23 protein-coding genes are annotated in these 23,344 nt (G+C 59.0%); 15 read left to right on the top strand and 8 right to left on the bottom strand.

Features of this window, described 5'->3' with window-relative positions:
* The 15 genes from ACZM8Y_RS00670 to ACZM8Y_RS00600 all read left to right on the top strand — a co-directional run bounded on the left by ACZM8Y_RS00670 (nucleotide 1) and on the right by ACZM8Y_RS00600 (nucleotide 13,181).
* Nucleotides 1-969 carry a nucleoside recognition domain-containing protein gene (locus ACZM8Y_RS00670; RefSeq protein ID WP_337431071.1) on the top strand — a complete coding sequence of 323 codons (969 nt, stop codon included), beginning with the start codon at nucleotides 1-3 and terminating at the stop codon, nucleotides 967-969.
* Complete coding sequence (gene lpxB, locus ACZM8Y_RS00665) at nucleotides 966-2,081, top strand: lipid-A-disaccharide synthase (protein ID WP_479859704.1); 1,116 nt, start codon at nucleotides 966-968, stop codon at nucleotides 2,079-2,081. The genes ACZM8Y_RS00670 and lpxB overlap by 4 nt, the downstream gene beginning before the upstream one ends.
* 86 nt (nucleotides 2,082-2,167) lie before the next feature.
* Entirely contained in the window at nucleotides 2,168-2,431 is a 264-nt protein-coding gene (locus ACZM8Y_RS00660) for a hypothetical protein (protein ID WP_479859705.1), read from the top strand.
* A 482-nt stretch (nucleotides 2,432-2,913) separates the two neighbouring features.
* Entirely contained in the window at nucleotides 2,914-3,174 is a 261-nt protein-coding gene (locus ACZM8Y_RS00655) for an AtpZ/AtpI family protein (RefSeq protein ID WP_302553051.1), read from the top strand.
* Nucleotides 3,149-3,601 carry a hypothetical protein gene (locus ACZM8Y_RS00650; protein WP_308770615.1) on the top strand — a complete coding sequence of 151 codons (453 nt, stop codon included), beginning with the start codon at nucleotides 3,149-3,151 and terminating at the stop codon, nucleotides 3,599-3,601. Before ACZM8Y_RS00655 ends, ACZM8Y_RS00650 begins: the two co-directional genes overlap by 26 nt.
* Nucleotides 3,602-3,769: 168 nt before the next feature.
* The gene (gene atpB / locus ACZM8Y_RS00645) at nucleotides 3,770-4,471 is read left to right on the top strand and encodes a F0F1 ATP synthase subunit A (RefSeq protein ID WP_302553049.1); all 702 of its coding nucleotides are present in this window, start codon (nucleotides 3,770-3,772) and stop codon (nucleotides 4,469-4,471) included.
* A gap of 69 nt (nucleotides 4,472-4,540) precedes the next feature.
* Nucleotides 4,541-4,876, top strand: a complete 336-nt coding sequence (gene atpE, locus ACZM8Y_RS00640) for an ATP synthase F0 subunit C (protein ID WP_302553048.1) — start codon at nucleotides 4,541-4,543, stop codon at nucleotides 4,874-4,876.
* Between the two features lie 112 nt (nucleotides 4,877-4,988).
* Nucleotides 4,989-5,639 carry a redox-sensing transcriptional repressor Rex gene (locus ACZM8Y_RS00635; protein ID WP_302553047.1) on the top strand — a complete coding sequence of 217 codons (651 nt, stop codon included), beginning with the start codon at nucleotides 4,989-4,991 and terminating at the stop codon, nucleotides 5,637-5,639.
* Between the two features lie 123 nt (nucleotides 5,640-5,762).
* Complete coding sequence (gene truA / locus ACZM8Y_RS00630) at nucleotides 5,763-6,572, top strand: tRNA pseudouridine(38-40) synthase TruA (protein ID WP_482330543.1); 810 nt, start codon at nucleotides 5,763-5,765, stop codon at nucleotides 6,570-6,572.
* Between the two features lie 55 nt (nucleotides 6,573-6,627).
* Nucleotides 6,628-7,050, top strand: coding sequence for a hypothetical protein (locus ACZM8Y_RS00625; protein WP_479859643.1), 423 nt, complete (start codon nucleotides 6,628-6,630; stop codon nucleotides 7,048-7,050).
* Complete coding sequence (locus tag ACZM8Y_RS00620; RefSeq protein WP_489501488.1) at nucleotides 7,028-7,246, top strand: hypothetical protein; 219 nt, start codon at nucleotides 7,028-7,030, stop codon at nucleotides 7,244-7,246. The genes ACZM8Y_RS00625 and ACZM8Y_RS00620 overlap by 23 nt, the downstream gene beginning before the upstream one ends.
* 663 nt (nucleotides 7,247-7,909) lie before the next feature.
* On the top strand, nucleotides 7,910-9,979 hold the full coding sequence (locus ACZM8Y_RS00615; RefSeq protein WP_482330545.1) for a molybdopterin-containing oxidoreductase family protein: 2,070 nt from the start codon (nucleotides 7,910-7,912) through the stop codon (nucleotides 9,977-9,979).
* A gap of 191 nt (nucleotides 9,980-10,170) precedes the next feature.
* Nucleotides 10,171-10,704, top strand: coding sequence for a 4Fe-4S dicluster domain-containing protein (locus ACZM8Y_RS00610; RefSeq protein ID WP_482330546.1), 534 nt, complete (start codon nucleotides 10,171-10,173; stop codon nucleotides 10,702-10,704).
* 279 nt (nucleotides 10,705-10,983) lie between these two features.
* Complete coding sequence (gene rfbA, locus ACZM8Y_RS00605) at nucleotides 10,984-11,877, top strand: glucose-1-phosphate thymidylyltransferase RfbA (protein WP_302553042.1); 894 nt, start codon at nucleotides 10,984-10,986, stop codon at nucleotides 11,875-11,877.
* A gap of 149 nt (nucleotides 11,878-12,026) precedes the next feature.
* The gene (locus ACZM8Y_RS00600; RefSeq protein WP_482330547.1) at nucleotides 12,027-13,181 is read left to right on the top strand and encodes a glycosyltransferase; all 1,155 of its coding nucleotides are present in this window, start codon (nucleotides 12,027-12,029) and stop codon (nucleotides 13,179-13,181) included.
* Between the two features lie 906 nt (nucleotides 13,182-14,087).
* On the opposite strand, the gene rfbB is transcribed toward ACZM8Y_RS00600, so the two are convergent.
* The 8 genes from rfbB to ACZM8Y_RS00560 all read right to left on the bottom strand — a co-directional run bounded on the left by rfbB (nucleotide 14,088) and on the right by ACZM8Y_RS00560 (nucleotide 23,243).
* Nucleotides 14,088-15,146 (bottom strand): dTDP-glucose 4,6-dehydratase, encoded by a 1,059-nt coding sequence (rfbB, locus tag ACZM8Y_RS00595; protein WP_482330548.1) that lies wholly within the window; start codon nucleotides 15,144-15,146, stop codon nucleotides 14,088-14,090.
* A gap of 424 nt (nucleotides 15,147-15,570) precedes the next feature.
* A complete protein-coding gene (locus tag ACZM8Y_RS00590) occupies nucleotides 15,571-16,905 on the bottom strand; it encodes a nucleotide sugar dehydrogenase (protein WP_308770609.1) in 1,335 nt (444 codons plus the stop codon).
* 53 nt (nucleotides 16,906-16,958) lie between these two features.
* On the bottom strand, nucleotides 16,959-17,726 hold the full coding sequence (locus ACZM8Y_RS00585; protein ID WP_479859729.1) for an aspartate/glutamate racemase family protein: 768 nt from the start codon (nucleotides 17,724-17,726) through the stop codon (nucleotides 16,959-16,961).
* 1,530 nt (nucleotides 17,727-19,256) lie between these two features.
* Complete coding sequence (locus ACZM8Y_RS00580; RefSeq protein WP_479859683.1) at nucleotides 19,257-19,775, bottom strand: DciA family protein; 519 nt, start codon at nucleotides 19,773-19,775, stop codon at nucleotides 19,257-19,259.
* A 6-nt stretch (nucleotides 19,776-19,781) separates the two neighbouring features.
* Nucleotides 19,782-19,976, bottom strand: a complete 195-nt coding sequence (locus tag ACZM8Y_RS00575; protein WP_308771870.1) for a hypothetical protein — start codon at nucleotides 19,974-19,976, stop codon at nucleotides 19,782-19,784.
* 18 nt (nucleotides 19,977-19,994) lie between these two features.
* Nucleotides 19,995-20,879: an acetylglutamate kinase gene (argB, locus tag ACZM8Y_RS00570; protein ID WP_308771871.1), complete on the bottom strand. Its 885-nt coding sequence runs from the start codon at nucleotides 20,877-20,879 to the stop codon at nucleotides 19,995-19,997.
* A gap of 17 nt (nucleotides 20,880-20,896) precedes the next feature.
* Complete coding sequence (hslU, locus tag ACZM8Y_RS00565; protein ID WP_302552107.1) at nucleotides 20,897-22,198, bottom strand: ATP-dependent protease ATPase subunit HslU; 1,302 nt, start codon at nucleotides 22,196-22,198, stop codon at nucleotides 20,897-20,899.
* A 337-nt stretch (nucleotides 22,199-22,535) separates the two neighbouring features.
* A complete protein-coding gene (locus tag ACZM8Y_RS00560; RefSeq protein ID WP_009733394.1) occupies nucleotides 22,536-23,243 on the bottom strand; it encodes an ABC transporter ATP-binding protein in 708 nt (235 codons plus the stop codon).
* Nucleotides 23,244-23,344 lie beyond the last annotated feature (101 nt).

The following is a 23,344-nucleotide window of genomic DNA, read 5'->3' as shown; positions in this document are numbered from 1 at the left end:
ATGACCAGCCCCCTGCTCACGACGCTGCGCGAAGTCCTTATGGACGCTGTGCATGTAAGCTGCGATTTTTTCAAGGTGCTTATTCCGATCAGCATCGCCATGAAGATCCTCGCCGAGCTGGACTGGATCCGTTATCTGGCCCTGCCCCTTGAGCCCGTCATGCAGTTGACCGGGCTCCCCGCCGATCTGGGCATCGCATGGGCCACGGGCATCATGGTCAATTTCTATTCGGCGCTGATCGTCTTCATCGGCCTGCTGCCGGGGCTGCCGCCGCTGACCACGGAACAGGTCACGACGCTCGCGGTCATGATGCTCATCGCGCACAGCATCCCGGCCGAAGGGCGCATTGCGGCCCAGTGCGGCGTGTCGTTCATCGGCCAGGCCATTATCCGTCTCGTGGTCGCCGTCATCGGCGGGGTCATCGTGCATGCGTCCTGCCAGGCGTTCGGCTGGCTGGATACGCCCGCCCGCATCGCCTTTACCCCTTCGCCGGACGTCAACCTGCTCTGGTGGGCGATCGGGGAAGTGCGCAACCTCATCAGCATTTTCTGCATCATTTTCGCCGTCATGCTGCTCCAGCGCCTTCTGCGCCATCTCAAGGTCGCGGATCTGGCTGGACGGGCGCTCGCCCCGGCCCTGCGGGTGCTCGGCATGCGCCCCGCCGCCGCGACGACCATGATCGTCGGCGTGATCACGGGCATCGTCTACGCCAGCGGCGTCATCCTCAAGGAAGCCCGCAGCGGCGAGATGTCCCGGCACGACGTGTTTTCCTGCATGACCCTGATGGGGCTTGCGCACGCCATCATTGAGGATACCTGCCTCATGCTGCTCATCGGCGCGCACATCGGGGGGATTTTCTTCCTGCGCCTGGCGCTGGCCTTCGCCGCCTGCGCCGTGATCAACGTCCTTTATCTCCGGTTCCGAGGCGACGCCCGGCAGCCGGAAGCCGCCCCCAACGAGGTTTCATGAAAACAATCTGGATCAATGCCGGAGAGCTTTCCGGCGATATGCAGGCCGCCGCGCTGCTGACGGCCCTGCGCGAACGCGCCCCCGGACTCGCCGCCATCGGCATGGGGGGCCCGAACCTGACCCGCGCCGGGCAAAAGAACCTGTTCCGCGTGGAGTCGCTTTCGGTCATGGGGATCATGGAAGTCCTGACCGCCCTGCCCCGCGCCCTCCACATGCTTTCACAGATCAAAAAGGAAATGGCCCGGCTGCGGCCCGATGCCGTCGTGCTGGTCGACGCCCCGGAATTCAATTTCCGGGTGGCGAAGATCGCGCACGGCCTCGGAATCCCGGTCTACTACTTCATCCCCCCGAAAATATGGGCGTGGCGCACGGGGCGCGTCCGCTTCCTCCAGCGCTACGTCAAACGGCTGTTCTGCATCCTGCCCTTTGAGCCCGCTTTCTACGCGAAGCACGGCGTACAGGTCGATTATATCGGCAACCCGCTCGTCGATATGGTGAATTGGCCCGAACTGAAAAAAATCGAGCCCATAAAAGGCCGTATCGGGCTGATGCCGGGGAGCCGCCGCAAGGAGGTGGAGGCGCTCCTGCCGGAATTCGGGAAAGCCGCCCGCATCCTGTTGCAGCAAGGCCGCGACGTGGCCTTCCACTGCCTGCGCGCGCCGAATATGTCGGAGGAAAAACTCCGGGCGCTCTGGCCGTCCGACGTGCCCGTGGCTTTTGACGCGCCGGAGGATCGCTACACCGCCATGCGGCGCTGCGAATGTATGTTGGCGGCCTCAGGCACGGCGACGCTGGAGACGGCGCTGGCGGGCGTCCCCACCGTGGTCAGCTACCGGGTCGCGCCGTTTTCCGCGCTGGTCGGGCGTCTGCTGATCAAGGTCAAGTGGGTCAGCCTGACCAACCTGATCATGGAAAAAGAATTGTTTCCCGAACTGCTGCAGGAGCGCGCCACAGGCGAAATGATGGCTTCCCAGTTGGCCGCGTGGCTGGATATCCCCCCGCAAATCGAAGCCGTCCGCGCCGATCTCGCGGAACTCCGCCGCCGCTGCGGAGAGCCCGGCAGCGCCGCCCGCGCCGCGGAAAAGCTGCTTGAGGCCCTCAGAGGAAACTGAACGGAAAAAGAAAGGCTGTGTCATAGAAAATGGCTGATGCTTTTTTCCTTGAAATTCCAAAGAGATAACTGGAAAACGCCTTAAACGTGGAATCCGCCAAGGGGAAAACCGGAGAAAAAGGCTGTATTTTTCACCGCACTGTGGAGATGAAACAACCACATACTAGAACAGAGCCAAAAGAAAAAGCATTACGCGGCAAAAGGATTGCGATCCCTGCAAGAAGCCCGTATGAAAACGGCTCCGTGCTGAAGGGCCGCTCTTTCCCTCCCGTATACGGAAAAATTGCGGTGCCCTGCCATAAAAGTTTGGGGAACGTTCTTCCCCTCCCGCACAAGGGGAAAGCCGCCTAGTGTTGTTTAGGTTTCGGAGGCGGGGGCTCTTCCCCCCGCACGCGGGAAAGCCTGGGCATACGGATAGGGAACGGGTCCGCATTGAGGCTCTTCCCCCCTCACACGGGGAAAGCCGTCTATCGGCCTCAATGCGGCTATTACGCCGATACTCTTCCTCCCGCACACGGGGAAAGCGGGGGCATCGGACGGGGCGGGCCAGTTCATCTTTTCCGCCTGTACAGGGGAAAGGCGCACCCCTGACGTCTGCGGGCACACCGCCGATATGTCCCAGTTGCCCCGGAAACAATGGGATTGCTTCCGAAAAATCGCCTGAAAATCGGGCGTTTCTCAGTTGTTTCGGGAGACGGATGATAAAAGGCGCAACCCTTTAAGCAGCCCCGCCCGCCATTGCCCCTTACGGACGTTTTAGGGAGGATGGGGTGGGTTTGAGGAGGGGAGTATTTTTTCTAAAAGATATTCCCCCTCCCCAACAAGGAACTCCAATGCCGTCAAAAGAAAATAAGCAGGGCCTGTTCGACTCGCTGGGACGCGCCAGCGTCATGGGCCTACACCTCGTTTCGGGCATCATCGTCGGCTGCCTGCTTGGGTACTGGCTGGACAAATGGCTCGGAACCTATCCGTGGTGCGCCGGCGTGGGCCTCATTGTGGGTGTCGGTGCGGGATTCCGTAACATCTGGCTGGATGCGCGCATATTGCTCCGCCAAGGGGAACAGGACGATGCAGGCAAAAAGCGGCAGAAATAACGGCCCGTTCCATTGGCTGGAAAAGAGGCTGTGGCGAAGCGGCGTGCAGGATCCCACGCTCCGGGAAATCCTGTGCTGGCAGATCGGCGTCGTCGCCCTGTCCCTGATTTTCGGCGCAGCGCTCTGGCCGTTTCACCCGGCGGGGGCGTGGATCTTCTGGTTCGGCTTCGGAGCACTGCTCTCCGCATGGAATTTTTTTGCCTTAATAAAATTTGTTCCTAAAGTAATCTCGGCAGGTTGGAGCAAAAGCAGCCTTATGGCCCTTCTCCTCCGCACGAACATGAGACTTTTATTTACCGGAATTTTGTTGTACATGGTTTTGGTATGGCTTAAAGGCCCTATCTCTGCGGTACTGTTGGGGCTTGGCGTGCTTCTCGTCGGCATGACCGCGGGAGGCCTGAAAAAGGCTTTGAAAAAGCCGATCTGACGGGTTGCAGAGGGCCCGCGCAAGCCGCATCATGAGTTCCATGAGGCTGTGTTTACAGCCGATTATCGAACCGATTCCGGCCGGCATGAAAAGGCGTGTCCGCCACCCTTGGGGACGCCTCTTTTCGGACGCATCGTACGCGTAAATGACATTTGAAGGAGCGCACACATGGCAGGCGGACTTCCTGAGCCGATTCTCATCTCCGAACTGGTTCATCTGGATCATATCACCATCGCCGGGCAGACGGTGGAATTCAGGCATGTCTTCTATACATGGATGGCCATGCTCATCCTCTTTGCCGTCGGCTGGCTTGTGCGCCGCAATATTTCGCTGGTTCCCGGCAGGATGCAAAACATTTTCGAGTCAATCATAGGCGGGCTTGAGGACTTTACCGTCACCAACATGGGCGAGGACGGGCGCAAGGTCTTCCCCGTGCTCGGCGGCCTGTTCCTCTTCATCGCCGTACAGAACATACTCGGCCTCATCCCCGCCTGCGACGCCCCGACCGCCAACATCAACACCAACATCGGCATGGCCCTGTTCGTGTTCCTGTACTACAACTATCAGGGCATCAAACGCTGGCGCGGCCACTATATCCACCATTTCATGGGCCCCATGCTCCCGCTGGCGCCGTTCATGATGATCCTTGAATTCATTTCGCACCTCGCCCGCCCGCTGTCGCTGACGCTCCGTCTTTTCGGCAACATCCGCGGCGAGGAAATCGTGCTCCTGCTCTTCTTCCTCATGGCGCCGCTCGTGAGCACGCTGCCCATCTACTTCTTGTTCCTGCTCGCCAAGGTATTGCAGGCCTTCATCTTCTATATGCTGGCCCTCATCTACCTCAAGGGCGCTATGGAACCGGCCCACTAAGGGGGCCGTACCTTTCGGGGGAAATGGTCTTCTGACCAACACAATACAACCGCTCAAGGAGCAATATACATGCGCAAGATTCTTGTGACCCTGCTCAGCACCGTGGCCATGATGGGCATCGCCAGCCTCGCCTTCGCCGCCGACGGCGCTCCCGTGAAACTGGATTCCGCCTCTCTCGGCCTCGCCGTCTTCGGCTGCGCCATCGGCATGGCCGTCGCCGCCGCCGGTTGCGGCATCGGTCAGGGCCTCGGCCTGAAGAGCGCCTGCGAAGGCATCGCCCGCAACCCCGACGCTGCCGGCAAGATTCAGGTCAGCCTCATCCTTGGCCTCGCCTTCGTGGAATCGCTGGCCATTTACTCCCTCGTGGTGAACCTGATCATCCTGTTCGCCAACCCCTTCATCTAATAAGCAAGCGGCTTATTCCCGGCGGGCCCCCGGCCTGCCGGGGTTTCCGGGGAGGGACCGGCAGCGCCGTTCTCTCCTCTTGTTTTTCCAACTTTAGCAATGCGATACCACTATGCTCTCATTGAAAAGCGAACGTATTCCCAGAGCCACCATTCGTCGCCTTGCCGTGTACGTTCAAGTGCTTGAAAGCATGCAGCGCAACGGCGTGGAGGTCATCTCCTCCGGCCCGCTTGCTGAAGCATGCGACGTGAACGCATCCCAAGTGCGCAAAGACCTCGCCTATTTTGGCGAATTCGGCGTGCGTGGCGTAGGCTACAATGTAGCCAGCCTCATCGCCGCCATCAAAGCTTCCCTTGGCGTCGACCGCGAATGGCGCGCCGCGTTGATCGGGGTGGGCAACCTCGGCCGCGCGCTGCTGCACCATGCCGAATTCAAGGCCCGCGGCTTCAACATCGTGGGGGCTTTCGACTGCGATCCGTTCAAGATCGGTGAGCAGGTCTATGGGCTGGAAGTCACGTGTACGAGCGACCTTAAGTCCGCCGTGGACGCCAAGGGCATTGAAATCGGGATCATCACCACGCCGCCGGAACGTGCGCAGCGTGCGGCCGACCACCTGGTCGAAGCGGGCGTATGCGGCATCCTGAACTTTGCGGGGGCCCGGATTCACGTACCTGAAAAGGTCGTCGTGGAGTACGTGGATTTCTTCCACTATCTCTATGCCCTCGCCTTCAGCATCACCAGCAGCGAACACCGTTCCAAGTAGTCCCGGAGAGGGGCAGACGCCCCGCTCCGAACCGGCCCTGATGCTGTAGTTCCGTCAGCCCCGCCGTTGTTGCGGATCGGGGGTCGGGACTCTTGTCGTTTTCGTCTTTCCCAAAGGTCTTCCATGCCCCGCCTCAAGCTGACGATAGCCTACGTAGGCACCCAATACCACGGGTGGCAGACGCAGGCCCTCAAAAACGCCTCCCCCCTGCCCACCATTCAGAACATCATCGAGGATGCCGTGGCCCATGTGCTCGGCGAGCGTGTCCACGTGCACGGCGCCGGACGGACTGACGCGGGCGTTCACGCCGAAGCGCAGGTCGCCCATCTCGACATTCCCGAATCGCGCGCCCGCATGGACTGGCAGTTGGCCCTTAATACGCTCCTGCCGCGCGACATACGCATTGCGGACGCCGTCCTTGTGCCGGATACCTTCCACGCGCAGCACAGCGCCGTCCGCAAGACCTACGAATACCGCCTCTGGCTTTCCAAGCGTTACACGCCGCCGCAGCTCTTCCCTTTCGTCTGGGCCTGCGGCCCTGTGGATGTGGGGCGTATGGACGAGGGGAGCCGATACCTCCTTGGCAAACAGGACTTTGCCAGCCTGAAAAACGCCGGGACGGATCTCCGCACGACGGTGCGTACCATCCTGTCCATCACCCGCACCCCTGAGGGCCGCCTCCCCGACGGCTGCCTTGAACTCACATGGCGCTTCGAGGCTGACGGCTTTCTCAAGCAGATGGTCCGCAACATCATGGGGCTGCTCGTCGCCGTCGGGCGGGGCAAACTGGAACCGGCGGACATTCCCGGCATCCTTGGCGCCTGCGATCGCCGGATGGCCCCCCTCACGGCCCCGGCCTGCGGCCTGACCATGAAAAAAGTATGGTATGGCGATACGTTCCCGCTTACAGCTTCCGGGCGCGGAGGCACTTGAACAGTAAGGGATTCTGCGATAGCGTCTCATCAATATTCTTCACAAGGAGCCGCGCATGCCCCAGGTCGCAGCACGCATCAACGAGCAGCAGGAACGCTGGCTGAAGGACTACTTCCGCACAAAGAGTGCGGGGGCCGAATTCATTCTGCCGTGGGCGGTGGACACGTTTTTCCGTGCGATTACGACCATCAAAGGCACCTTTACCGGCCCGGAGCTTAAAATCATCATTGCGGCCCACCGCGATCAGCGCCTGCTCCCCGCCCATACGCGCCTTTCCTACCTTCTCCTGCGCGTTGCCGAACTGTGTGAGCAAACCGATTTGCCTTCCCGTTACGGCGCGAGCCGCAGCAGCCTTGAGGCCAAGCTGAAACGTCTGGACGATACCGAAGCCACGGCCCTCATGGTTTGGGCTTCGGCCTTTTGGGTAAGCCGCAACTGCTCGGCGGCGAACATGGATGACTACATCGCTTCCTATTGAGCGCCATGCCCGCTTTCCCGTCAGGATGCGCCCCGCACGAAAAGCCGGGGCGTTTTTATTGGCGCTTGCTGTAACGAAGAGGGAAGAAGAAGAAGAAGAAGAAGAAGAAGAAGAAGAAGAAGAAGAAGAAGAAGAACAACAACAAGAAGCCGTTCTCAAGGGAGCTTCTCCCCTGCCGCCGCTCCAACGGCTTTGAGCCTTATGGGTTCGCCTGTCCGGGCCGGGATACGCCGGCGCGGGGCATTCGTTTTTCTGATGCAAAAATTCATCTGTTATTTTAAATTGTTATGGCGTTATTTTCATTGAAGGCGTGAATGCCTCCCCACGCGAGGCATTCGCCTTTTCGATGATTTTTTAAGGCTCTGTCAGAGTATATGGTTGTTTTGTTTCAGCAATATACTGAAATATACACTTTTTCTTCAATATTTCCGCTGCTGGGCTCCGTGATTGGGGGATTTTATTGGTTATTTCTTTGAAGTTCCAAAGGGATAACCAACAAAATGTTTTAGCTGTGGATTCCGCCAATGGAAAAACCGGATAAAAAAGCTGTAGTTTCAGCGTGCTGTAGAGATGAAACAACCACATACCATGACAGAGCTTTTTTAAAAAATTCATTTTGAATTTCAGATAGTTGAAATGCGGCTTTTCTGCAAAAGCGGATGTCTCCCCCGCACGGCTCCATTGATCGGGATACCCCGACGGGGTACACTGAAGCGCCTTGGAAGGGCATATCGGGCGGCGTGAGGGAACGGATGCGGGGAAACCTCCGCTAACCAGCCTCCATCGCGCAACATTTTGGGCGAAGCAATAGGACGTTCGACATATTTTCTCACCCTCTCTTTCCAGACAGGAACGCATCATGAAGACAGTCTATAGCGTATGCGGCATGTGCGGGACACGGTGCCCGGTTGCCGTCGGGGTCGAAAACGGCGAAGCGGTCTGGATTCAGGGCAATCCCCACGCAGCCACGGGTTCGGCATTGTGTCCTCGCGGCATCGCGGCACTCGCGCTGGAAAAGGATTCCGAGCGCCCGCAGTCGCCCCTGATGCGCGTGGGGGCCCGCGGAGGGCATAAATGGCGCGCCGTCGGTTGGGAAGAGGCGCTCGACGCCGTAGCCGACAAGCTCCGCACCATACGGGATCAATACGGCCCCGAAAGCATCATGTTCTCGCACCGGGGCGGCCCGTTTACGGATCTCTACAAAGCCTTCGCGCGTGGCCTCGGCACGCCCAACATCTACAGCCACGGCGTTACCTGCACCCGCAACGTGGATCAGGCCTGTACATCCGTTTTGGGGCTGGATCGCGGTCGTCTCGTCATTGACTACCGGGAGTCGAAACACATCGTGCTCCAAAGCCGCAACGCGCTGGAGGCGCTGAACCTCTCGGAAGTCGCTGGCATCACCGCAGCGCGGGCCAACGGCTGCAAAGTGACGGTCATGGATGTCCGCACCACCGTCAGCGCCGCCAAAGCGGACACCTTTTTCCTCGTCCGCCCCGGCACCGATTACGCCATGAACCTTGCGGTGCTGCACGTGCTGATTTCGGAAAAGCTCTATGATCCCCAGATGCTGCCGTATATCGACGGCTTCGGGGAACTGGAGGAGCGCGTCCGCCCCTGTACGCCGCAGTGGGCGGAAACCGAAACCGGGATCAAGGCCGGCCGCATCGTCAGGCTGGCGCGTGAACTGGCCGAGGCCGCGCCCCGCGTCCTCTGGTATCCCGGCTGGTTCACGGCCCGGTATGCGGACAGCTTCGTCACCGTGCGCAGCGCCTACCTCATCAACGCCCTGCTCGGCTCCATCGGCGCGCGCGGCGGCATGCCCATCAGCCTTTCCCCCAAGGAAGTGGGAAAGCGGCTGCGGCCCCTCTCGGCACTCTACCCCAATGTCGCCAAGCCGATGGCGGACAAGGCCGGCTGGCAGCAGCCCGGCCTGCTCCACCGGGCCTTCGACGCCGCCGTGACCGGCGATCCGTATCCGATCCGCGCCTACATCTCGATGCGCCACAACATCCTGTCTTCGCTGCCCGACCCGGATACGCTGCGGGGCAAGCTGGACAAGCTCGACCTCATCGTCGCCGTCACCACCACATGGTCGCCCACGGCGGACTATGCCGACATCGTGCTGCCGCTCTCCCCGGCTTTGTCCAGGGAAAGCATCCTGGCCTCCAAGCTGGGGCTGAAGCCGCAGTTCTTCCGCCGCCAGCGCGCCGTGCAGCCGCGTTTCGACACGCGCGCCGACTGGGAAATCCTGTGCGGCCTCGCCTCCCGCCTTGGGCTCGACAAGCTCGCCTTCTCACGCATTGAAGATATATGGAACTATCAGCTTGAAGGCACGGGGCTCGGCATAGAGGCGTTCGACGCGACCGGCTTTGTGCCGCTCGCGTCCGCTCCGCGCTGGAAAACCCTTGCGGAAGTCACGCTGCCCACGCCTTCCGGCAAGATAGAGGCCCGCAGCCGTTTATGGGCTGAATCCGGGCACGACACCCTGCCGCCCTACACGGCACCGGGACGGCCCGCCGCGCCCGACCAGTTCCGCATCATTCCCGGACGGGCGGCGTTGCATACGCAGGCCAGCACGACGAACAACCCCTTGCTGTCCGAACTCGCGCCCACCAATACGCTGTGGATTCACAAGGAACGGGCCCAGGCCCTTGGCATTGCCGATGGCGACTGGGTTGAAGTACGCACAGCCGCAGGCCCCGTTGGCCGTTTGCGTGCCAAGGTGACCACGGGCATCCACCCCGAAGCCGCCTTCATGCTGCACGGCTTTGGCAGGGAAACGCCCCAGGAAACGCGGGCCTTCGGCAAGGGCGTGGCGGATGAAGCCTGCATGATCAGCGGGCTCGGCCATGAAGATCCGCTCGGCGGGGGGCTGGCCCTTCAGGAGCACTTCATAACGATCCGAAAAGCCGGGGAAACGGACTGAACCGGCCCTCAGGAAAGGACGGGACATTCGGCTTTTCAATGGTTTTTCAAAAATTCATTTTGAACTTCATATAGTTGAAATGCGTCTTTCATTGCAACAGTGAACATCCCGAAAGGGCGTGCCCCGTATCCCCTGCGGGGGCGCCGCATCAGCAAACAATCGCCGGATGCAAGGCATCCGGGTGAGGCACTATGAGCATATACCGCCTTGTCGTTGATCAAGATCGCTGCATCGCCTGCCATGCCTGTGAAGCCATCTGCAAGGCGGCCCATGACAGCGCACCGGGCATTTCCCTCGGAACCCTGCTTGTCGATGGCCCCCGCTTTGAGGACGCCGCGGAAGAGGCGACGCCGATCACCGTCAAACATGCACGCCCGGAAACGCCCGCACCGCTGGACGGGGAGCCCCGGGTTGTGCTTCATACCCGCTACCGGGCCTGCGTACAGTGCCCCCAGCCGCGCTGTGTGGAAGCCTGCCCCAAAGGGGCGCTTATCCGCCGGGAGAGCGACGGGATCGTCTTCATACGGGAAGAGGCGTGCGTCGGCTGCGGGGCATGCCAAAGGGCCTGCCCGCATCGCCTGATCTGGGTTGATCCCCGCAAAAGGAAAGCCGTCAAATGCGATCAGTGCAAAGACCGCCTTGATGCCGGGCTGGACGCCGCCTGCGTCACCGTCTGTCCCACAGGCGCACTGAAGCTCGTAAGGAAGGAAAAGCCGGGCCGATAGGCATTGCAGGCGGCTGGCCCATCATGCGGATTTTCCCCAAAAGGAGCGCCGCTTGCCCTGCCCTCCTTGGAAATGGTATTTGCCTGTTTCAACTTGGCTCTGTTATAATATATGGTTGTTTCATCTCCACAGTGCGGTCAAAATACAGCCTTTTTCTCCCGTTTTCCCCTTGGCGGGATCCACGGCTAAGGCATTTTATCGGTTAATCCTTTGAAATTTAAAAAAAGCATCAACCATTTTCTATAACACAGCCTTCAATTTGAAGGGAAGGTTTTACATATGGCACCACGGAAAGGCATCCTGCTGGCGGGCGGTTCCGGCACGCGGCTTCACCCCCTCACGCTCAGCGTCAGCAAACAGCTGCTGCCGGTCTACAATAAGCCGATGATCTATTATCCGTTGTCGGTTCTCCTTCTGGCGGGCATCCGTGAGGTTGCCATCATCACCACGCCGGACGACGGCTGGCAGTTCCGCAAACTCCTTGGGGACGGCAGCCAGTGGGGATGCTCCTTTGAGTACATTACGCAGCCGAAGCCGGAAGGCATCGCCCAAGCGTTCCTTCTCGCCGCTGACTTCATCAAGGGAAGCCACTCCTGCCTGATCCTTGGGGACAACATCTTCTTCGGCAACGGCCTTGAAGATCTCCTCATCAGCGCCCGCGAACAGGAAGAGGGCGCGACCGTCTTCGGGTATCACGTCAGCGACCCGGAACGTTACGGCGTGGTCGAGTTCGATCAGGATATGAAAGTCCGCTCCCTTGAGGAGAAGCCCCGGCATCCCAAATCCAGCTACGCCGTCGCCGGGCTTTATTTTTATGATCAGGACGTCGTGGACATCACACGCGGAATCAAACCCTCCCCACGGGGGGAACTGGAAATCACGGACGTCAACAAGGCCTATCTCGACGCGGGGAAACTGCATGTGGGGCTGATGGGGCGCGGCATCGCGTGGCTGGACACCGGCACCCACGATTCGCTCATGGCGGCGGGCACGTTCGTGCAGGCCATCGAAACCCGGCAGGGCCTCAAAGTTTCCTGCATTGAGGAAATCGCTTGGCGCAAGGGCTACATCTCGACGGAACAGCTCATGAAGCTGGCGGCCCCGCTGCAAAAATCCGGCTATGGGGACTACCTCATGACCCTGCCCGAACGCGTCGCCGAGTCATGGAAATAACCCCGCAGCCCGGTGCGGTCTGAGGGGTGGGGAGGTATCCCCTCCACAAGCTACGCACACGGCTGCCCCCGCCGGGTATGGGTTCGGCGCGTCCGCCGACCGTTCCCGCCCCACAAAAGGTTTCCAGAGAAAACGCCGAGGAATATCGCATGGATGAAAAAACATTGCCGCATCTGCGCGTAGCTATTATCCATTACTGGCTTACGGGCATGCGCGGCGGGGAAAAGGTCGTCGAAGCCTTGTGCAGGATTTTTCCACAGGCGGATATCTATACGCATGTCGTCCGCCCCGAGGCGCTCTCCCCAACCATCACCTCCCACCCGATCCACACGACATTCATCCAAAAGCTTCCGGGAAGCGTGCGGCATTACCAGAAATACCTCCCCCTGATGCCGCTTGCGCTGGAACAGTTGGATCTGCGCGGCTATGATCTCGTCATCTCCAGCGAGTCCGGGCCCGCCAAAGGGGTCATCACGCGAGCCGACACGCCGCACATCTGCTATTGCCATTCCCCCATGCGCTATCTCTGGGATTTCTATCAAGACTATCTGGAATCCGCCGGAACGGTGACGCGCCTGCTCATGCGCCCGCTGTTCCATCGCCTGCGGCTGTGGGATTACGCCTCGGCGCAGCGCGTCGATCACGTTGTCGCCAATTCGCGCACCGTGGCGCGCCGGGTCAGGCGCTGGTGGGGGAAGGAAGCCGCCGTCATCCATCCCCCCGTCGACATCTCACGCTTCTCCAGCCCCCGCATGGCGGCGCTTCAGGATGTCCCCGGCAGCCCGGAACCCGGCAGCTATTACCTCTGCCTCAGCGAGCTGGTGAGCTACAAGCGCGTGGATCTGGCTGTGGAAGCGTGTACCCGTACCGGGCGGCGTCTTGTCGTCGCGGGGGATGGCCCTGAACGGAAGCGTTTGGAAAGCATGGCCGGGCCGACCGTCAGTTTTGCGGGCCGCGTGGACAATGCGGCGCTCCCCGCCCTCTATGCGGGCTGTAAGGCATTCCTGTTCCCCGGCGAAGAGGATTTTGGGATCACGCCCCTTGAGGCTATGGCAGCCGGACGCCCCGTTATCGCATACGGCAGGGGCGGGGTCTTGGACAGCGTGGCGGACGGAGAAACCGGGATCTTTTTTGAACGGCAGACGGCTGACTCCTTAACCAAGGCACTCGACGCCTATGAAGCCTCCACGGAACAGGCGTGGGCGCGCGACAGGCTGAAAAGGCAGGCGGAGAGCTTCTCTGAGGAGATCTTTCGGAAGAAGATGATCGCGTTCATCGCGGACGTCCTTGAAAACAAGGTATGACAGTCCACGTCCCACAGACTGCAACGCCGTAGTTTTCCAGCCCATGACCGTTTTACCTTTTCCCGGAGGCTGTGCCATAGAAAACGGCTGATGCTTTTTTCCTTGAAGTTCCAAAGGAATAACCAGCCAAAGGCCTTGGCTATGGATTCCGCCAAGGGGAACACCGGAGAGAGAAGAAAGAAAGAAAGAAAGAAAGAAAGAAAGAAAGAAAGGCTGTATTTTCACTCCGCTGTGGAGATGAAACAGCCGCATACGATGGCAGTGCCTTCCCCTAAAAAGCAGAGAAACATCCGCGGTTCGCTATCCCGGCGCTTTCAGCCGCCGCTGTACGCAAACGGGGAATGCCCCCGGAGGCTGGCGCCCCTTGATGCATTTCCCCGCCCTCGGTTCCCATGCTTTTGGAAGGCTCTGTTATAGTTTGTGGTTGTTTCATCTCCACAGTGCGGTGAAAATACAGCCTTTTTATCCGGTTTTCCCCTTGGCGGGATCCACGGCTAAGGCATTTTTCCAGTTATCCCTTTGGAACTTCAAGGAAAAAAGCATCAACCATTTTTATAACACAGCCTTTTGGAAAGGCCCCGTCATGGTTCGCGATTGGCGCAATCATGCAACAGAATAACCATCAAGGTCTGATCCTAGGAGACAATTGGTCGCCGTAGCCCCAGAGCCCTTGAAACTTTCCCCTTGTTTTCAGGATGCCTTGGCGTTTTTGGCGAGGGCGAGAAAACGTTCCGCGCTGTAATCTTATGCTCCCTTCTGCCGATTGTCCCCATATATGAGCCATCCCCTTGATTTTTCATTTGGAATCCCAAGAAACGCCAGAGCAACCGCTTGCTCCGGCAGGGCCTTTTGAAACCGCCGATCCAGCGCGCGGCTTGACGTGAGCCGCCCGCAGCTTCGTACAGCCTACCGCCCGCTATAATTCGTTTCGAGCCATTGGCGGTATTCCCCGCTCTGGATGCTCTCCACCCACGCGGCATTCTCAAGATACCAGCCCACCGTTTCCCGAAGCCCTTCCTCAAAACGGCGGCGCGGAACCCAGCCGATCTCCCGTTCGATCTTCGCGGCGTCAATGGCATAGCGCAAGTCGTGGCCCGGCCTGTCCGCCACAAAGGTTATCTGCTTTTCATAGGGGGCCGCTGTGGGGCGGAGTTCGTCAAGGATGCCGCAAATGCTCCGCACGACGTCGATATTGGCCCGCTCGGAACGCCCGCCGATATTGTAGCACTCTCCCGGCGTCCCTTTTTCCAATACCGCGGCGATGGCCTCGCAGTGGTCTTCCACATGCAGCCAGTCGCGGATATTCTCCCCGGTGCCGTAAATGGGCAGCGGCTTTCCAGACAGCGCGTTCAGGATGACCAAGGGGATGAGCTTCTCAGGAAACTGGCGCGGGCCGTAATTGTTGGAACAATTCGTGATGAGCGTAGGCAGCCCATAGGTTTCGTGATAGGCCCTCACGAAATGATCGCTGGACGCCTTGGATGCCGAGTAGGGGCTGTTCGGCGCATACGGGGTGGCCTCCGTGAAGGCGGGCTCACCGGGGCGGAGCGTCCCGTACACCTCATCCGTGGAAACGTGCAGGAAACGGAAAGCGTTCCGCCTTTCTTCGGACAGCTCTTTCCACCATTCCAATACGCCGCGCAGGAGGGTGCAGGTTCCAAGGACATTGGTGCGGACGAAGGCATCCGGGTCATGGATGGAGCGATCCACATGGCTCTCGGCGGCAAAATTGATGACCGCATCGGGCTGGTAATGATGCAGCAACTGGCGGACGAGCAGCGCATCCCCGATATCGCCCCGGACGAAAATATGCTCGGCATCCCCATCAAGGGACGCCAAGTTGCCGATGTTGCCGGAATAGGTGAGCTTGTCAAGGTTGACGACCCGCTCCCCCGCAGTGCGCCGGGACAGTACATAGCAGGAACCGATAAACCCCGCGCCTCCGGTTACAAGAACTGTCTTCATTCGGATACCTTCCAGACAGATTTGGGAAATACATCAAATGCCCGCAGCGGCCTCATCGCCGGGAGGGCGGAGGCATTTTCCCCCGATAATGCCCCGCATCCGGCCCTTGATTTCTTTACAGAAGGCCCTGTCATAGCACATGGTTGTTTCATCTCTACAGCACGGTGAAAATACAGACTTTTCCCCAGTTTTTCCCTTGGCGGACTTTATCGCTGAGACTTTTATTGGTTATTCCATTCAAACTTCAAGGAAAAAGGCATCAACCATTTTTCATGACACAGCCTTACAGAATACGGAACACGCCCCCAATACGAACCGCCTCCGCCCCAAAGGATACAAGGCTGCGCGGACGGGGCATATCGGGGGAATATGCGTACGGCCCCGACGCAAAGCGGGGCGGGACGGGAACGCCCCTCAGCCCCGCTTAAAGCCTCCAGTAGGCCATGCCTTCGGCTTGCACGGCACTGGGCGAGAGACAGCCCTTCACATCCAGCAGGAGGGCCTTGTCGGGCACGGCAAACCGTGCGTGCAGGGCCGCCGGTTCCAAAACGCCGTTTTCGGCGTACGCCTTGTGCGGCACGGCCAGAATCAGCGCGTCCAGACTGGCGAGCTCATCCAGCGCCGCAAAAGAGAGGCCATATTCATGGCGCACTTCCCCGGCGTCGGCCAACGGATCGTGCACCAGCACATCCACGCCGTATTCCTGCAATTCGCGGATCACGTCGATAACACGGGTGTTCCGCAAGTCCGGCACGTTTTCCTTGAACGTAAAGCCGAGGATGCCCACGCGGGCCGCGTTGACCAGCCGCCCCTGCCGGATCAGCAGTTTGACGCACGTTTCCGCCACATGCTTGCCCATGCCGTCGTTGATGCGCCGCCCGGCCAGAATGACCTGCGGATGGCAGCCGAGCTCCTCGGCCTTGAAGGTCAGGTAGTACGGGTCGACGCCGATGCAGTGCCCGCCGACCAGCCCCGGACGGAACGGCAGGAAGTTCCACTTGGTCCCGGCGGCTTCCAGCACATCCAGCGTATCAATGCCGAGCCGATCAAAGATGATGGACAGCTCATTCATCAGCGCGATGTTCAGGTCGCGCTGCGTGTTTTCAATGACCTTGGCGGCTTCCGCAACCTTGATGCTGGGGGCACGGTGGATGCCCGCACGCACGACCGTCCCGTACAGTTCCGCCAGCAGATCCAGCGTCGGCGCGTCGCTCCCGGAAACAATCTTCTTGATGGTTTCAAGGGTATGCACCTTGTCGCCGGGGTTGATCCGTTCCGGGGAATAGCCCACCGTGAAGTCGGCACCGCACCGCAGGCCGGATTCGGCCTCAAGAATCGGGACGCAGACCTCCTCGGTCACGCCCGGATAGACCGTAGACTCGTACACGACGACCGCGCCACGGGACAAATGCCGCCCCACAGTCCGGGAAGCCCCTTCCACCGGGGACAAGTCCGGGTTCCGGTGCTCGTCGATCGGCGTCGGAACCGCCACGATGATGACGCCCGCCTCGCGGAGCGCCGCCGGATCGCTGGTGAAACGAGCCGTGGAAGCTTGCAGCGCCGCCGAGTCCACTTCGCCTGTCCGATCAATGCCCGCGGAAAGCTCTTCCACGCGGGCGGCGTTCAAATCAAACCCGATCACGCTGAAATGCCGGGCAAAAGCGACGGCCAGCGGCAAGCCGACATACCCGAGGCCGACGACGGCCACCGAGTGTGCGCCCTGATGGAAAGACGCAATGGAAGGCAAAGAAACAGACATAGGCAGTCCCTACTATGTAAAAGGAAAGCACAATACTCTGAAAATAAACAGGGTTAAGCTTTTTTCAGACGTTCAGGAGCAAAAGCGATGATAAGGGCCCTGGCAAGCACCTTGGTGGCGTCCAGCAGCGGAACGCCGTGCAGGTCGGGTTCCGTGAGCGCCAGCGGGATTTCCGTACAGCCGAGGATCACGGCGTCGGCCCCCTGCCCCACCAGCTTTTCCGCCTCGGCAAGCAATGCCCCGCGCGCTTCCGGCGTCACCGGGTTTGACTGGGCCTTGATGCCGTATGCAGTATTGCTGATGGCCTGCTGGACACGCTCGCGGCCTTCCTCATCCGGGAACAAGGGGACGAATCCCGCGGCGGAAAGGGCATCCTGATAGAGCCCGGTCGCGTAGGTTCCCTTGGTGCTCAGGACGCCGATCGTCCGGGCATGGGGCAGGCTCTCACGGATGAAGGCGACCACGGCATCGATCATATGGACAAAGCGCACCTGCGGAGCCGCCTCATGCAGCATGGCGACGGCTACGTCCATGATCCGAGGGCTGTGCGCCGTATTGCAGGGCACGCCGATAACGGTGGCCCCGGCCTTCGCCATGCGCACCATGATTTCGCCGATGGCTTCACCGGGGTTTTCATCCGTCTCCCCAAGCAGGAAGCGCGTTCTGTCGATGATATGTTCAGAGAGGGAATACTGGATCACGGAAAGGTGTTCCTGATCGCAGCTCGCTTCGGTCTGATCAAAAATCTTGCGCATAAGGTCAAGGCCGGCATACGGCCCCACCCCGCCCAGAACACCTATGGCCCCGGTATCCGTTTTCATTGCGTTTGCCCTCCAAAGGCTCAGTCTTGCTATGAGGCAGTTTAGCTGAGCTTGCATAAGGGGACAAGCTTTTTAGGGGGTGGGGAATGTGGGGGAAGGGAGGAGGAACCTTTCTGGAGAAAGGCTTCCTCCTCCCTTCCCCCACACCCCCATCCCTCCACCTCCAAAGACTTTCGGCCTTATCGAATCCCTATTCCCATCTTTCCCTGAGTAAAGGAAAAGCTCCTTTGCTTGAGCGTATCCTTGAATAGTTTTGGCTCTGTCATAGTATGTGGTTGTTTCATCTCCACAGCACTGTGAACATACAGCCTTTTCCCCAGCTTTCCCCTTGGTGGAGTTCATGGTTGAGGCATTTTGTTGCTTATTCCCTTGCTACTTCAAGGAAAAAGGCATCAACCATTTTCTATGACACAGCCATACTTTTTATTTGGCTGCGGCATAGGTCGCGCCGTCATTTTACATATAATCATTTGAAATAATTTAAAATATTTTTATATATTGAATAATTTAATAATTTCAATATATTATATAGTTAACGCCACAATCTTAGGAAGCGCTTGATGCTTTATCTCTTGAAACTCCCAAAAAATAACCAGTAAAATGCCCCCAATCATGGAACCCATCAGTGAAAATTTAGAGAAAGAGCCTATATTCTCAGCATAGTGTAGATATAAAGCAAGCAGGTACTATGGCAGGGCCTTTTATTTTGGCTGTATTCTAGAAAATGGTTGATGCTTTTTTCCCTGAAGCTCCAAAGGGATAACCGGCAAAATGCCTTATCCGTGGCTCCCGCTAAGGGAAAAACCGGAAAAAAAGGCTGTATTTTTCACCATATTGCGGAGATAAAACAACCACAAACTATAACAGAACCTTTATTTTTATACTAACAATTCCAAAAGGCTGCGTCATGGGAAATGGTTGATGCTTTTTCCTTGAAGTTCCAAGGGAATAAACAGCAAAATGTCTCAGCTATGAATTCTGCCAATGAAGAAACAGAATAAAAAGGCTGTATTTTTCAGTGTACTGCGGAGACGAAACAACCAGATACTATGACGGGGCCTTCCCCAATCAACTTTTACATCCACTTTCGGGGAAAGGATGAAGGGTGCGGCAAAAGCGCGCTTGCAGGTAGGGAAAACAAGAAAAAAACTGAGGGGCGATAACGAAAGGCTGTGTTATAGAAAATGACGGGCGTTTTACTTCTTGAAGCTCCAAAAGAATAATCAATAAAATATCCCAAGCATGGAGCCTATCGACGGAAGATGGAGAAAAAATCTCTCTTTTCATCATACCGTGGCGATAAAGAACCACATGCTATGACGGAGACCAACAAAAAGGCTGTGTCATAGAAAATGGTTGATGCTTTTTTCCTTGAAACTCCAAAGGGATACCGGAAAAATGCCTTAGCCGTGGCTCCCGCCAAGGGGAACACGGGGAAAAAAGGCTATACTTTTCACCGTACTGTGAAGATAAAACAGCCACATACGATAACAGAGCCAACGAAAAAAGGCAGGAGCCAAATCCTGCCTTTCAGCTTTTCCGTTCCGTAGGAACGCCGTGCATCCGCAGGTAAGCCGCATAACACCGGGCGACGGGGGAATCCGGGTTCATCTCCTCAAGATGGGCGCCCAAGTGCCGGGGGCGGGGAGGGGCCGGGCGGACGCGAGTGGAAGGCTGTATGTCGGGCGCCTGATCCAGCGGCCTGTCGCCCATGACGAGCCGCAGTTCGACCTTGTCGAATACCGGGGCATCCATGAACGCATTGACCCGCTCAAGGATTTCCGGGGTCATGAACGACAGTTCCTGAAGCGCGAGGTTGTCCTCGCCGCCGACGATGAGGATGCCGTTCCGTGCGCCGAGAGGCCATGCCAGCGGCGCGATGTCCGGCCCCATGACCATTTCCCAGTTCTGCCACAGGCGAACCTGCATGAGCTTCTCGCCGCTTCCGAGCGCGGACAACACGGTACTCAGCCTCCCGCCAAGGGAAAACATGCCGTTCGTCCGTTTGTCCTTGTCCCGGCCCTGCGGGATGCGGTAGTCGTAGCTCATGGGGCCTCATTCGGGAATGTGCCGGGGGAAGCTCTTTCCCCCGGCTTTTTTCAACTTCAATGGCGGAAGGCCGGACTGCGGGACGTCTTCCCCGCCAAGCCGATGCCGCACGACAAGGTTGACGCGGAAGGCCGAGCTGCGAAGCGTATTCCCGTCACCGCCGGAAAACGGGCCGATGGAAAAGGAACGGCCTGACGCCATCCGCCCCGCCGTTTTTTCTCAGCGCTCTTCACCGACGATTTCAGTGCCTACGCCTTGATCGGTGAGGAGTTCGAGGAGCACGCAGTTTTCGACGCGCCCATCGACGATCATGACCTTCTCAACGCCCTGTTCGATGGCGTCGATGCAGCAGTTCAACTTGGGGATCATGCCGCCGGTCACGGTGCCGTTCTCGTACAGGCCCGCGGCGTCCTCAGCGCGGATGGACTGGATGAGCTTGCCTTCGGGATCGAGCACGCCGGCCACGTCCGTCAACATGAGCAGGCGACGGGCGCGCAGCGCACCCGCAACGGCCCCGGCCACGGCGTCGGCGTTGATGTTGTACGTATGCCCTTCGTCATCCACGCCCACGGGCGCGATGACCGGCACGAACCCGTCCTTCATCAGCGAGAAGATCAGCGAAGTCTCCACGCGGGTCACACGGCCCACGTTGCCGAGATCGATGATTTCCGGCGGCTGGTTCTCGCGGGTGACGACCATCGCTTTTTTCTCGGCGTGCAGCAGCATGCCGTCCTTGCCGGACAAGCCCACGGCCCGCGCCCCGGCCCGGTTGATCTGGTTGACGATGTCCTTGTTCACCGAGCCGACCAGCACCATCTCCACGACGTTCATGGTGGCGTCGTCCGTCACGCGGAGGCCCTCGCGGAATTCCGAATGGATTTCCAGCTTCTCCAGCATATTCCCGATCTGGGGGCCGCCGCCGTGCACCACCACGGGATGGATGCCCACAAGCTTGAGCAGCGCGATGTTCCGGGCGAAGGCGGCCTTGAGCGCCTCATCCTTCATGGCATGCCCGCCGTATTTGATGACGACGGTTTCGCCGTGGAACTTGCGCAGATAGGGAAGGCTTTCGATAAGAACCTGAGATTGCAGTTTTGCGTCCATGTGACAGACTCCGCGTCTTACAAAATGAACCGGCTCAGTTCCGCATCGGCGCGCACGTCGGCAAGCTGGGCAACCACATGCTCACGGTCGATGACCAGCGTGCTGCCCCGCTTTTCCGAGGCGTCGAACGAAATGTCGGCAAGGATTTTTTCCATGATCGTGTGCAGCCGCCGAGCCCCGATGTTCTCGGTGCGGGAGTTCACGTCTTCCGCGAAGGCCGCAATTTCCCGCAGGCCGTCATCCGTAAATTCGATGCGCACGCCTTCGGTCTCAAGCATGGCCTCGTATTGGCGGGTAAGCGAATTGTGGGGCTCGGTCAGGATGCGGTAAAATTCTTCCTTCCCAAGGGGTTCCAGCTCCGCACGGAGCGGGAAACGGCCCTGCAGTTCGGGGAAAAGATCGGAAGGCTTGGACAAATGGAACGCACCCGCCGCGATGAACAGGATGTGATCCGTGTTCACAAGGCCGTACTTGGTGTTCACGGCACTGCCTTCCACAATGGGGAGCAGGTCGCGCTGGACGCCTTCACGGGAAATGTCGGCGGAACGCTGCTGCGAACCGCTGGCGAGCTTGTCGATTTCGTCGATGAACACGATGCCCATCTGCTCCACACGCTCACGGGCGAGATCGGTGATCTTGTCCTCGTCCACGAGCTTGGAGGACTCGTCTTCGATGAGATGGCGCCACGCCGCGCCGACCTTCATCTTCTTGCGGTGCGTCTTCTGGGGGAACAGCTTGCTGAACGCGCCCTTCATCTGATCGCCGAGCTGCTCCATGCCGGGCACGCCCAACATACCGATGGGCTGCGACTGTTCCTTCACCTCGAACTCGACCTCGCGGTCATCAAGGAACCCCTGACGGAAAAGCTCGCGCAGCTTCTCGCGGGTGTTCTCCCTGCCGTCGCCGGAGGGCAGAAGCAGATCGAGCAGACGCTCCTCAGCAGCGGCTTCGGCGCGGCCCTTGACCTTTTCGGCCTCTTCGGCCCGCACAAGGTTGATGCCGATTTCCATAAGGTCGCGGATCATGGATTCCACGTCGCGGCCCACATAGCCGACTTCCGTGTACTTGGTGGCCTCGACCTTGATGAACGGGGCCGAGCACAGCTTGGCGAGGCGGCGGGCGATTTCAGTCTTGCCCACACCCGTGGGGCCCATCATAATGATATTGCGGGGCGCCACCTCGTTGCGCAGTTCCGCCGCAAGGCGCTGGCGGCGCCAACGGTTCCGAACCGCTACGGCAACCATGCGCTTCGCCTGATTCTGACCGATAATGTATTTGTCCAGTTCCGCGACGATTTCGCGGGGCGTCAAGTCACTCATGTGCGTTCCTCTTTAAAAAAGCCTTTGTCATAGGATATGGTTGTTTTATTTCCACAGCAGGGTGAAAATACAGACTTTTTCTCCAGTTTTCCGCTGGCGGCTCCATGATGGGGTCATTTTATTGGTTATTCCTTTGGAATCCCAAAAAAATAAATCATCAACCGCTTCCTATGACACAGCCTAAAAAATACCGCCCGAACCATCAGGAGGCCCACCCGTCCCCCAAACTTTTATAACAGGGCAACCGCATTGCAACCGTTTTAGGGGGATGGGGGTGGGGGAGAGGGAAGGCCCCCTTTTCCCAAAAGGGCCCTTCCCCCTCCCCAAGGGCTTCGCCCTACGCCCCGAGATAGGCTTCCTGAATGCTTGGGTTGGCAAGGAGATGGGCGGCGGTGTCTTCCATGACGACGCGGCCAAGCTCCAGCACATACCCCCTGGTCGCCAGCTTGAGCGCGGCGCGGGCGTTCTGTTCCACAATAAGAATGGTCACGCCGGACTGGTTGATGGCGCGGATCGTCTCGAAGATGGATTTCACAAGCAGGGGGGCGAGGCCGAGCGAAGGCTCATCCAGCAACAGCAGCTTGGGCTGGCCCATGAGCGCACGCCCGATGGCCAGCATCTGCTGTTCGCCGCCGGAAAGCGTCCCGGCAAGCTGATCCTTGCGCTCGTGCAGGCGGGGGAACAGATCAAAAATCCAGTCCAGCGTCTGCTCGGCCTTTTCCTTGTCCCCCACGGTGAACGCACCGAGGCGCAGGTTTTCGAGCACGGTGAGCACCCCGAACACCCGGCGGCCTTCAGGCGACTGCGTCAGCCCGCGCCGCACCACTTCATGGCTCGGCAGGGTGTGCAGATCCTCCCCCTGAAAACGAACCGCGCCGCCGGAAGCCCGCACAAGCCCGCTGATGGTCAGCAGGGTCGTGGTTTTTCCGGCGCCATTCGCACCAAGGATACTCACGATTTCGCCTTCGTCAACGCGCAGGCTCACGCCGTGCAGCACTTCTTCCGTGCCGTACCCGGCTTGCAGATTTTCGACTTCCAGAAACATCCGAACTCCCGGATCGTCCGTTTACAGACGGGAAAAACATATCCCCCCCGCCTCCATTACAAAAGTCTTAGGAGGATGAGGGGAGGGGTTCGGGGAGGGGG

It is taken from the genome of Bilophila sp., from assembly GCF_057864385.1.
Note: the sequence above shows the minus strand (reverse complement) of the source record. Positions and strands in the feature narration are given on the sequence as shown.